An 11,036-nucleotide genomic window follows, 5' to 3' on the forward strand; every position below is an offset into this window, starting at 1 on the left:
GGTGGTTTTTTATCTTTTCAGATTATTTTACTGTTGCAGTGCTTGTGATCAATTCAACAGCTTTCTTGATTGTGATATCGTGTTTCAACATATCTGCTGAAAGCAAGCTTTGTACTTGGGCAACTTCCATGTTGTAATCTGCAGCTAATTGCTCAATTTCTTTTTGGATTTCTTCTTCAGTAGCGTCAAATCCTTCAGCTTTAGCAACTGCTTCGATAACAAGATTAGTCTTAGTGCGTGACTCAGCTTCTGCTTCATATTGTTTGTGAAGGTCTTCTTGAGTAGTTCCAGTAATTTGGAAGTACATGTCAGGGTTGATACCTTGACGTTGCAAGTTTCCAAGGAACTCATTTACTGAGCGGTGAACTTCTTCGTGGATCATTTCTTCTGGAAGTTCTACGATTTCAGCATTTTCAACAGCTTTATCGATTGCAGCACCTTCTACAGCATCTTTATATGCTTCTTCTTTAGCAGCTGCCAATTCTTTACGATATTTTTCTTTCAATTCGTCAAGAGTTTCAACTTCTTCGTCGATATCTTTTGCAAGCTCATCGTCAAGAGCTGGAACTTCTTTAGCTTTAACTTCGTGGATAGTTGTTACGAATTTAGCTTCTTTACCTGCAAGGTCTTCTGCTTGGTAGTCTTCTGGGAATGTTACGATAACGTCAACAGTTTCACCAGCTGAATGTCCAACCAATTGGTCTTCAAATCCAGGGATGAATTGACCTGAACCAAGTCCAAGTGAGAAGTTTTCACCTTTTCCGCCGTCAAATTCAACACCGTCGATAGAACCAACAAAGTCAATAACAACAGTGTCGCCGTTTTCAGCAGCACCTTCTTTGATCACCAATTCAGCCAAGTTGTTGCGTTCACGTTCGATACGCTCTTCAACATCAGCGTCAGTTACTTCTTTATCTACATCAACTGATACTTCAAGGTTTTTGTATTCACCCAATTTTACTTCAGGTTTTGTAACAACTTCAGCAGTGATAACCCAATCTTGACCTTTTTCCATAGAAGTTACGTCGATTTTTGGTTGAGCAACTACTTCAAGACCAGCTTCTTTAACAGCTGCTTCATAAGCGTCTGGTAAAAGAGCGTTCATTGCATCTTGGTAAAGTGCTTCTTCACCAAATTTTTGGTCGAAGATAGGACGTGGAAGGTGACCTTTACGGAAACCTGGAACGTTAAGAGTTTTCTTTACTGAGTTAAATACACGGTCCAATTCTGGTTTGATTTGGTCTTGAGAGATAGTGAAAGTCAAGACACCACGGTTTGTTTCTTTGTTTTCAAATGATACAGACATTCTGTCATTTCTCCTTAAAATTTTTAATACAGTCCATTATACCACATAGTAGCGAACTTTTTCAAGTAATGGATGCGCTTTTCGTCCATGCTTCAGTTACATCCTATGTTCCCTAAAATTCATCAGAAGCCACCAGATGATGTTGGAAAGCATAAACTGCTGCCTGGGTACGATCACTGACCTCAAGTTTGGCTAGAATATTGGAGACATGGGTCTTGACTGTCTTAAGGGAGATAAAGAGCTCATCTGCAATGCGCTGATTTTCATAGCCCTTAGCAATCAGTTGAAGGACATCGCGTTCTCGCGCAGTTAATTCTTCGTGAAGTTCCATATGATTGCGGTGGTATTCTACTTTCTTACTCACCTCTTGTTCGATCGCTAGCTCTCCAGCTGCCACCTTTTGAACAGCATGGAACAATTCATCGGCACTTGATGTCTTGAGCATATAACCCCTAGCCCCAGCATTTAAGACTGGCATGATTTTTTCATTGTCTAGATAAGAAGTCACAATCAAAATTTTAGCCTCCGGCCATTCTTTGAGAATAGCTAGAGTTGCGTCAATTCCGTTGACTTCAGGCATAACAATATCCATGACGATCACATCTGGACGAAGCTCCAAGGCCATGGAAATCCCTTCGGCTCCATTAGTTGCTTCTCCAACAACCTCTACATCTTCTTGTAGTTCAAAATAACTTTTTAAACCAAGACGCACCATTTGGTGGTCATCTACTAATAATAGTTTCATTTTATTTCCTTTTTTTAATCAATCAAGCAAGGGGATCCGAATATCCACTGCCAAACCCTGCTTTGGTGCTGTTAATAGTTGTATGCTCCCTGCCATATCTTCCACTCGTTCTTTGATATTGCGTAGTCCATAACTTAGTTCATCAACATCATCTAACTGAAAACCACGGCCGTTGTCTACTACCTTTAACTGCAAGCCTGTTTCCGTTTGATAAAGATAAACATCTAGACAAGAAGCTTGGGCATGACGGAGAGTATTACTAATCAATTCTTGGACGATACGAAAGATATGTTCCTCAATTTTTTTAGGTAATTCGTCTATCTCATATTTAAAGCTAACTTTGAGTTCACTTTTTTCTTCCAATTCTTTAAGAAGCAACTGAATCCCCTCAACTAGACTCTTTTGTTCCAGTTCTATCGGTCGCAAATGTAAAAGCAGAATACGCAAATCTCTTTGGGCTGTCTCCAAAATAGCTGTCACACTCTGGAGTTGTGTCTGCATCTTCTCTTTGTCTAATCTGGAAGCTTGTTGACTGAGTCCCGATAAAATCATATGGGCAGCAAAAATTTCCTGACTAACTGTATCATGCAAGTCACGTGCTATTCGCTTGCGCTCCTTTTCAATAATCTGTTCTTCTTTAAGCAATACCTGGTTATCAGCTTTTTGAATGGCCTCTGTCAACAAACCGAGCTTGCCTGATAAGTTTTTAAAACTTGCGTCTAAGTCGTCATCCCCTAGACTTTTAATATCTTTACCAGCCAGCAGATTCTTAAGATTAGCTTGGATTTTTCTACGCGAAATCTCGTCAACCATTATCCAAAATAGGACTAATAAAAAGGCTAGAGCAAGACTAAACATCAAAGCCAAAAATAGGATTTTTTCTGTCTTTTCTAAATCTTGGAAAAGAGAAGTCCATTCCAAATCTAAGACCTTAAAAATGCTTCGAAATAGAAAAACAACAAAGAGAAATGAGGTGAGACCAATTAAAATATAGGGTTGTTTTTTCATCCTCTCACCACCTCAACATCTCCAACCATCGTTGTCAAAAGAATCTTAACACTCTTGGGACTCTTGAGATAATCTCTGGTTTCTTGATGAAATTGCTCATTACGCAAAGCACGTTTAGGCTGGTCAAAAAAGGTTAAATCTCCGTACAGAGAATTGACGCTTAGACTGACTTCAACATCCACTGGTACGATAATTCTAGTCGTACCAACCAGTTTTCTCAAGATGATGACATTATCATGATTGCTCAAAATCACGTGCTCTAGATGAATGGTATCCTTCCCCATAAGGCGAAAGAGATTGATATCATCAAAACGACAAGTCTGATAACTTGAAAAATGGTGGAGATTTCCAAACCAGCGATTTTTCTCCCTCTTTACCGTCACAACTTCTTCAAAAACCAGATTGGTATCTTCTCTTTCCTGGTTCATCATAGGGTAAAGTAGCAACAGGCTGTATATCAAGGCAACAAAGATGGCTAAAATGACAAAGGGATTGAGCATGATGATAAAGAAAAATAGGATGCTCACTGCTACTAAAATAAAATTGTTTCCCTGTTTTCCAGTATAATATCGAATCAGCAGTAAAAACAAGAGCAATATCAGTAGAAAACGGGAAAAATGCTCTGATACCATCATAATCAGAGCTCCTGTTAATAAACAAGCTTCAATAAATAGAAAAATTTGGAATTTTCTCATGTATCCGTCCTCTCCATTTAATTGTATCACAAATCCCAAAAGTCACATCAGTCTGAGGAATGATAAAGAGACCGGGACTAAAATCCCGATCTCCTTATAGTTGATCTTTTGCTTCTTTTAATTTTCCATAAAGGAGATAGTCGACCTCTTGCAAATCCTCAATTTTTTTACAATTAAGGGCACACATAATCAAGCGCAGGTCTTCTTTCCAGCTTTCAATAATGGAAATAACGACATCAACAGAGTAATTTTCAACCAGCTCTAACATAGTGCGTGATAGACCAACTGCCTTGGCTCCAAACACCAAGCATTTGATGATATCTAGTGGATTGCGAACTCCTCCACTAACCAAAAGTTCCATCTTGTCTTTCCAGTCTTGGGCATTCAGAAGAGCTTGCATGGTCGATTGACCCCAGTCATTTAGGTAGTCACGCTGTCCACTGCGACGGTTTTCGATATAGGCAAAGCTCGTTCCCCCACGACCAGACAAATCAACGGTTCGTATTCCCATCTCATAAGCCTTAGCAATGGTTTTCACATCCATACCAAAGCCGACTTCTTTTAAAACGAGTGGCACAGAGATTTGCTCAGCATAATCTTTCAGATTATGCTGCCATAATCTAAATTGACGTTCACCCTCTGGCATGAGCAATTCCTGCATGACATTAACATGAACTTGTAATAGAAGGGGATTCATCTCTTTTACTGTTTGTAATCCTAGTTCTACAGGTTTGTCTAAGCCAATATTGGTTCCAAGAAGGAGGTCAGGGTAACTAGTTTTGACTGAAAAAGAATCATCTGAAGGATCCTTGAGTGCAGCGCTGTATGAGCCCGTCACAAATAAAATCCCACAAGCATCTGCCACCTGAGCCAGCTTTTGATTGATTTCTCTCCCCTTATCGCTTCCACCTGTCATAGCATTTATATAAAAAGGAAAGTCCCACTTTCGACCTGCAAATTCTGTCGAAAGATCAATTTCATCTAAGTCATATAAGGGGAGCGAAGAATGAATTAGTTCAACTTCATCAAAACTATTATAAGAACTGTTTTGTTCAAGGGCATAGCGGATGTGTTCATCCTTCCGATTTGTCGTCATGTTCCATCCTTTCTTGATACAAGAGCTCAATTCCTAGATCAGCCCAGCGTTTTTTCAGTAATGTGGTCGAATCTCGGTCAAAGCTAAGTGCTATCCCACAGTCTCCACCACCAGCACCACTACTTTTAGCGACAGCTTTCAAGTCTTTGCTGGCATTTTTTAATTGCCTGAGCAAAGGTGTGTAAATATCTGAACTCAAGCCTTCTAAAAGTTGGCTGGCTTGTTCTATTAAGTCTATAACGGTTTCTTCTTGACCTACCTCCAAAGCCTTCACCAAGTTAGCTACTGTTTTTTTTGAAGCCTGTAAAAAGCTAGCGTTCATATTATCCTTGATTTGCTTAACCATGTGACTAGATACAGCCACTTCCTTGGTCCAACCAACCAGAAAATCAAATTTCAAAGCTGGTTCAACACTCCTAATAGAAAAGCCCCAGTCACGTGTTAATACAGCCTGCAGTTCTTCCTTTTCTAGCCATTGTGACACTTTCTCACGGTCAAATGACTGATAGAGGACTAGGTCTTCTGATACGATACAGGCAATGTCCCCCATGGAGCCATTGTCCCCACGTTTAAGAAGTACAGCACTCGCCAGTTTAAACAAAAGGTCTATTTCGGCTGGTCTTTCATAAAAAGCAAGCATAGCCTTGATGACCAAAACAACCACACTGCCACTAGAACCTAGGCCAAATTTCTTCCCCTCGCGTTCCATTTTCCCACGAATGTCTAAAGAAAAAGGCTGCAGTTCAACTCCTTGGGTAGTTAGATACTCCTCCACCAAGGCAACTGTTTCTTGAATCAAGGCATAAGAAGAATCCGGTCGCAAGTCTACACTATAGGAAAACATATCTGAGTAGAGTCGATAATCATTAGAGGCTTTAATCTCAGCCGTCATATAGATGGGAATAGCCTTGATTAAGGCTAATTGACCTGGCTCTAAAATGGCATACTCACCAGCCCAATAGAGCTTCCCACAAGTTTTAACAATCGTCATCTTGGCTCAAATCCTTTGTTTTTGAAACGATTAAGCGATAGCGTTGACTTAAAAGTTCTGATAAGTGTTCCAAGTCTTTTTCTAAACAAAGAACCTTTACATTAGGTCCTGCGTCCATGGTAAAGTAGCAAGATTCTCCTTGTTCTCTAAGCTGACGAACAAAATCCATTGCCTCGTAACTAGCATCTGTCAGATAAGAGAAGGATGGAGTGGCTGTTTTTGTCGTAGCATGCATAGCCAAGGCGTTCTTCTCTGTCAATTCTCCAACTTTCTTAAAGTCATTTTCCTTGAGGTAGACTAACATATCCTTGTAATCTTGTTCAGATTGACGAATCCACTCATCAAAAGTTGTCGAAGTCTCCACACACAGCTTCATCCCATCTCGACTGGAAATTGATTTTTTCTGGTCTTCTAAGACCAACATAATCATAGCTAGTTTCAAGTCAGTTTCGACAGGATAAATCTCTCCACTATCCTTGTCCCAGGCTGCCAAGGGGCCATAAAAACTACGAGATGAAGAACCCGATGCAAACTTAGCTTCCAAGGCCAATTCTCTGCGATTCAGCCCAAGTTGGAAATAGGCGTTACAAGCTTTGACCAAGGCAGATAAACCACTGGAACTTGAAGAAAGGCCTGCTGCTGTTGGCATATTGTTCTTCGTATCGATGCGAACAAACCCTGCTCCTTCAGGACGGTAGCGGTCAATGATTTTACGCATCTTGGCATGCTCAGCTTCGTTTTGCAACTGACCATTGATGTAAAAGGCATCCGCCTTTGCATCTGCTGGTAAAGGAGAAAGTGTCGTCTCCGTATACATATTTTCTAAAGTCAGAGAGATACTGCTAGTCGCAGGAACCATCTCTTTTTCTGCTTTCTTTCCCCAATATTTAATAATAGCAATATTGGCATAGGAACGTACTGTTACAGGCTTTCGATCCATGTCTGAACAGCTCCTTTCTCTTCTAATCTTTCAGCTAAATCTTGAGCTTGGTGATAGTCGGCTACTAAGGCTATGATACAGCCACCTAAACCACCACCACTCATCTTAGCACCTAAAGCTCCATGTTGAAGAGCAGTTTCAACCAAGGCATCAGCCTCAAGGCTACTAACTCCTATTTCTTTTAGATTTCCATGTGCTTTTGTTAAAATCTCTCCCAGCATCACGGCATCTCTTGCCTTTATTGCTTCTTCTGCTTGCTGGGTCAACTCTCCAAGTGCATACAAGAAAGGTAAAGCTTCCTTACCCTTGCTCTCAACAACTTGGATAGCTTCACGAGTATGTCCATAGACTCCTGTATCTGCAATGACCAGATAAGCCGACAAGTCCATGGCTAGTTCTTCAAAACCAACATTCTTGATAAAACGAATAGGCTGGTCACTAAGACAGGTCTTGGCATCCAATCCACTAGGATTCATATGGGCAATCATCTCAGCGCGATTGACCAGAATTTCTAACACATCTCGCGGTAGTTTTTCTTGGTAATAATCAAATACAGCGCGAATAGCCGCAATGCTAATGGCTGCCGAAGAACCCATTCCACGTTTTTCTGGAATAGCAGAGTCAATTTGGCAACGGATGTATGCATCTGTGATATTCAGATACTCGAGAGAAGCATAAACTGCCATGGACAAGGTGTCCTCTTCAAAAAGACGCCATGGTGTCGTTGCTGGAACCACCCGACAAGTCACTTCAACCTCTAAAAGAGGCAAGGAGATAGCTGGATAGCCGTAAACGACTGCATGCTCTCCTATTAAAATAATTTTACTATGTGCCTGACCGACACCAACTTCTTTTGTCATTTAATCCTACTATCAGACGAAAAGCGTCTGTTTCTAGATAAAATTTTAGAACTTTATTCCTTTCTATTTTATTATATTTTCACAAAAAAAGCGATTGTTTCCTTCACAATCGCTTGTTTTCATTACTGTACCCATTCACCATTATAGTTGACGTAGTAGCCACCTACTGCAGTATTCACAGCTAGGGCACCTGAACTATAGGCGTAGTACCATTTCCCATTGACTTGGAACCAGCCTGTCTTCATATCCCCATTGCTTTCATTGAGATAATACCAAGTTGAGCCATCTTGAAGCCAGCCTGTCGCCATAGCTCCTGATGAACGGAGATAATACCAATATCCACTGATAGAAGCCCAACCTGTCTTCATATCCCCATTTTCAGCATCAAGATAATACCAAGTGGAACCTTCTTGGTACCAACCAGTTGCCATAGCTCCTGATGAACGAAGATAGTACCACTTGTTACCAAGATATTGCCAACCAGTTTGTATTGTAGCAGTTGTTGGATCTAGATAGTACCAAATCGAATCATCGTTTATCCAGCCACGTGCGAGCTCCCCAACAGTCAATCTGTTGATGCGAGAATCAAAGCCACCATCCTTCTGTAAATAATACCAGTGCCCCTCATCATGAACCCAACCGGTTTTTAAGGTGTGATAACTTCTTTGGTCTTCAAAATAGTAGACTCGTTTCTCTGCTGGACTATCATATTGTTCCCCATGATGTTTGTTGGTATTTGTAGCAGTTTTTGCTTCTAAAACTTGCTTACCAACAAATTCTTGTAGTACCCCATCTTGACCAAAGTAGAACCAATCTGGTCTAAAAGCAACATCTTGCCTTATAGAAGAACCAATCGTAACCCCTTCGTGTGGAGCAGGTATATATTGCCAGCCGACAACCATCTCTCCAGATAAAGGATCAAAATAATAGTACTTACCATCAATCACTCGCCAGTAGGTTTCTTTGAGTTCCCCCTTCTTGTAGTAGGTTCTACCATTTTCTTGGACAAATTGCCAGCCTTCCGAATCAGCATCATCCGCAAACACTGCACTTGTCGCTAGCAAACCAAAGAAAAAGACTGCTAATGCGATTTGCATCATGTTTTTCAAAAATTTCATTCTTGCTTCCTCCAAAATGATTGTAGCAAAGACTAAACTATATGTCAATATATAATGATTTCAAAAAAAGCAGTTACACAAGGTAACTGCTTTTCTATTCTTGCATGGTGTAACCCACACCACGCACGGTTTTAATGTAACTTTTTTGACCTTTTACGTCAAGTTTGCTACGTAGATAACGGATATAAACATCCACGATATTGGTTTCGGTCGCACTTTCATACTTCCAAACACTTTCCAGCAACTGCTCTCGAGTTAAAACTTTCTTGCTTCCCATAAGGGTAGCCAAAAGGTCATATTCACGACGTGTGAGGGCAATCATTTCCTCACCACGATAGACAGTATGATGTTCTACGTCCATACGCAGATTGCGATAGGATGTCGGAACCTTCATTTGACTACAGTGTTGGTCGATAAAATCCCGACCTCGGAAAATTGCTGCAATACGAGCCACCAAATCATCAATAATGACTGGCTTGTATATATATGAAACAGCGAAACGCTGGATTGTTTCAAGTTGGTCTTGCAATTCTTCTCGATGGTCCAAGACTATAATAACCGAAGCTGGCTTAGTCCGACTCAACTGTTCTGCAAAACCCTGGGCTGTCATATCCCCTAGATGAGCATTCAGTAAAATCAAGTCATAGTCAGTCTGAAGAGCCATGGAGAGGGCTTTTTGACCCTCTTCTACCTGATCAACTCGGTATTGCTCTTTTTGGAGTTCCAGACTTAAAAAATGAGCTAGATTTCTTTCTTTCTCAAGTAATAAAATCCGTTTCCCCATGGCTGACCTACTTATTTTTCGTCATACCAAGAGTAGTGGAATGTTCCTTCTTTGTCTTTACGTTGGTATGTGTGGGCACCAAAGTAATCACGTTGTGCTTGGATCAAGTTTGCTGGAAGGTCAGCTGAACGGTAGCTATCAAAGTAAGTGATGGCAGCTGAGAAGGTTGGTACTGGTACACCTGCTTGAACAGCAAGAGCTACGATATCACGAACTGATTGTTGGTACTTAGCTGTTACATCCAAGAAGTACTCATCCAAAAGAAGGTTAGCAAGGTCTGCATCACGGTTGTAAGCATCTGTAATCTTTTGCAAGAAACGAGAACGGATGATACATCCATCGCGCCAGATAGATGCGATATCTGCAAATGGCAAGTTCCAGTTATTTTCTTTAGAAGCTACACGCAATTGCGCAAAACCTTGTGCGTAAGAGATGATTTTTGAGAAGTAAAGGGCTTGGCGGATCTTTTCGATCAACTCAGCCTTGTCTCCTTCAAATTTGAAAGCAGCTGGTTTTGGAAGCACCTTGCTAGCATGAACACGTTCTTCTTTGTAAGTAGAGATGTAGCGCGCAAATACTGACTCAGTAATCAGTGACAATGGCACACCAAGGTCAAGAGCTGATTGGCTCGTCCATTTACCAGTTCCTTTGTTTCCTGCAGCATCAAGGATATAGTCAACGATTGGACCATCTTGACCTTCGTCGTCTTCGCGTCCAAGGATATCCGCAGTGATTTCGATCAAGTAGCTATCTAATTCGCCTTTGTTCCACTCAGTAAAGATTTCAGCCATATCTTGAGCTGAAAGGCCAAGCAAGTGTTGCATCAAGTCATAGCTTTCTGCAATCAATTGCATATCACCGTACTCGATACCATTGTGGACCATTTTCACATAGTGACCAGCTCCATCAGGACCGATGTAAGTCACACATGGTTTACCATCTTCTGGTGCTTTTGCAGAGATCTCTTCAAGAACATCTGCTACCAATTCATAAGCTTCTTTTTGTCCACCAGGCATGATAGAAGGACCTTCAAGGGCACCTTTTTCACCACCAGAAACACCTGTACCAATGAAGTTGATACCAGAGTTCGCCAATTCTTCGTTACGACGGATAGTATCTTTGTAGAACGTGTTTCCTCCGTCAATCAAGATATCGCCTTTATCCAAGTGTGGAAGAAGGGCTTGAATGGTTGCGTCTGTACCAGGTCCTGCTTGAACCATGAGCATGATACGACGTGGTTTTTCAATTGAGTTTACGAAGCTTTCAATATCATAGCTTGGCACAAAGTTCTTTTCAGGATGGCAAGCAACAACATCTTCTGTTTTTTCTTTACTACGGTTATAGATAGCAACTGTGTATCCACGAGATTCAATATTAAGGGCAAGGTTACGACCCATTACGGCCATACCAACAACACCAAAGTTTGCTTTTGTCATGTGACACTCCTCTTATTTAATAAGTTTTATTTTATCACGTTTATCTGTGAAAAGAAA

The 11,036-nt window shown here is 40.9% G+C and carries 11 protein-coding genes; all 11 read right to left on the reverse strand.

All coding sequences use genetic code 11. The features are described from left to right. Nucleotides 1-22 precede the first annotated feature (22 nt). The 11 genes from tig to gndA all read right to left on the reverse strand — a co-directional run bounded on the left by tig (nucleotide 23) and on the right by gndA (nucleotide 10,979). Nucleotides 23-1,306 carry a trigger factor gene (tig, locus tag QM859_RS05050; RefSeq protein WP_142558127.1) on the reverse strand — a complete coding sequence of 428 codons (1,284 nt, stop codon included), beginning with the start codon at nucleotides 1,304-1,306 and terminating at the stop codon, nucleotides 23-25. Between the two features lie 112 nt (nucleotides 1,307-1,418). After that, nucleotides 1,419-2,051, reverse strand: coding sequence for a response regulator transcription factor (locus tag QM859_RS05055; RefSeq protein ID WP_414262332.1), 633 nt, complete (start codon nucleotides 2,049-2,051; stop codon nucleotides 1,419-1,421). 18 nt (nucleotides 2,052-2,069) lie between these two features. Then, the gene (locus QM859_RS05060; RefSeq protein WP_414262333.1) at nucleotides 2,070-3,059 is read right to left on the reverse strand and encodes an envelope stress sensor histidine kinase LiaS; all 990 of its coding nucleotides are present in this window, start codon (nucleotides 3,057-3,059) and stop codon (nucleotides 2,070-2,072) included. Continuing rightward, nucleotides 3,056-3,754 carry a cell wall-active antibiotics response protein LiaF gene (gene liaF, locus QM859_RS05065; protein WP_414262334.1) on the reverse strand — a complete coding sequence of 233 codons (699 nt, stop codon included), beginning with the start codon at nucleotides 3,752-3,754 and terminating at the stop codon, nucleotides 3,056-3,058. Before liaF ends, QM859_RS05060 begins: the two co-directional genes overlap by 4 nt. Before the next feature lie 94 nt (nucleotides 3,755-3,848). After that, entirely contained in the window at nucleotides 3,849-4,850 is a 1,002-nt protein-coding gene (gene fni, locus QM859_RS05070) for a type 2 isopentenyl-diphosphate Delta-isomerase (RefSeq protein ID WP_414262335.1), read from the reverse strand. Then, nucleotides 4,828-5,841 (reverse strand): phosphomevalonate kinase, encoded by a 1,014-nt coding sequence (locus tag QM859_RS05075; RefSeq protein WP_414262336.1) that lies wholly within the window; start codon nucleotides 5,839-5,841, stop codon nucleotides 4,828-4,830. Before QM859_RS05075 ends, fni begins: the two co-directional genes overlap by 23 nt. Further along, a complete protein-coding gene (gene mvaD / locus QM859_RS05080) occupies nucleotides 5,828-6,781 on the reverse strand; it encodes a diphosphomevalonate decarboxylase (RefSeq protein ID WP_414262337.1) in 954 nt (317 codons plus the stop codon). The genes QM859_RS05075 and mvaD overlap by 14 nt, the downstream gene beginning before the upstream one ends. Then, entirely contained in the window at nucleotides 6,763-7,641 is an 879-nt protein-coding gene (gene mvk, locus QM859_RS05085) for a mevalonate kinase (RefSeq protein ID WP_414262338.1), read from the reverse strand. The genes mvaD and mvk overlap by 19 nt, the downstream gene beginning before the upstream one ends. 122 nt (nucleotides 7,642-7,763) lie before the next feature. Then, nucleotides 7,764-8,759 (reverse strand): choline-binding protein CbpF, encoded by a 996-nt coding sequence (cbpF, locus tag QM859_RS05090; RefSeq protein ID WP_414262339.1) that lies wholly within the window; start codon nucleotides 8,757-8,759, stop codon nucleotides 7,764-7,766. A gap of 94 nt (nucleotides 8,760-8,853) precedes the next feature. Further along, entirely contained in the window at nucleotides 8,854-9,543 is a 690-nt protein-coding gene (locus tag QM859_RS05095) for a response regulator transcription factor (protein ID WP_006147978.1), read from the reverse strand. 11 nt (nucleotides 9,544-9,554) lie between these two features. Then, nucleotides 9,555-10,979: an NADP-dependent phosphogluconate dehydrogenase gene (gene gndA / locus QM859_RS05100; RefSeq protein WP_223333586.1), complete on the reverse strand. Its 1,425-nt coding sequence runs from the start codon at nucleotides 10,977-10,979 to the stop codon at nucleotides 9,555-9,557. Nucleotides 10,980-11,036: the final 57 nt, after the last annotated feature.

Origin of the sequence: Streptococcus infantis, assembly GCF_047463175.1 — a bacterium.
GTDB classification, from domain to species: domain Bacteria; phylum Bacillota; class Bacilli; order Lactobacillales; family Streptococcaceae; genus Streptococcus; species Streptococcus infantis_AC.

What these genes read in the sequence shown, in the direction of transcription:
- fni (WP_414262335.1), bottom strand. Translation starts at nt 4,850, where the DNA reads ATGACGACAAATCGGAAGGATGAACACATCCGCTATGCCCTTGAACAA.
- QM859_RS05095 (WP_006147978.1), bottom strand. Translation starts at nt 9,543, where the DNA reads ATGGGGAAACGGATTTTATTACTTGAGAAAGAAAGAAATCTAGCTCAT.
- gndA (WP_223333586.1), bottom strand. Translation starts at nt 10,979, where the DNA reads ATGACAAAAGCAAACTTTGGTGTTGTTGGTATGGCCGTAATGGGTCGT.
- QM859_RS05060 (WP_414262333.1), bottom strand. Translation starts at nt 3,059, where the DNA reads ATGAAAAAACAACCCTATATTTTAATTGGTCTCACCTCATTTCTCTTT.
- QM859_RS05055 (WP_414262332.1), bottom strand. Translation starts at nt 2,051, where the DNA reads ATGAAACTATTATTAGTAGATGACCACCAAATGGTGCGTCTTGGTTTA.
- cbpF (WP_414262339.1), bottom strand. Translation starts at nt 8,759, where the DNA reads ATGAAATTTTTGAAAAACATGATGCAAATCGCATTAGCAGTCTTTTTC.
- mvk (WP_414262338.1), bottom strand. Translation starts at nt 7,641, where the DNA reads ATGACAAAAGAAGTTGGTGTCGGTCAGGCACATAGTAAAATTATTTTA.
- QM859_RS05075 (WP_414262336.1), bottom strand. Translation starts at nt 5,841, where the DNA reads ATGACGATTGTTAAAACTTGTGGGAAGCTCTATTGGGCTGGTGAGTAT.
- tig (WP_142558127.1), bottom strand. Translation starts at nt 1,306, where the DNA reads ATGTCTGTATCATTTGAAAACAAAGAAACAAACCGTGGTGTCTTGACT.
- liaF (WP_414262334.1), bottom strand. Translation starts at nt 3,754, where the DNA reads ATGAGAAAATTCCAAATTTTTCTATTTATTGAAGCTTGTTTATTAACA.
- mvaD (WP_414262337.1), bottom strand. Translation starts at nt 6,781, where the DNA reads ATGGATCGAAAGCCTGTAACAGTACGTTCCTATGCCAATATTGCTATT.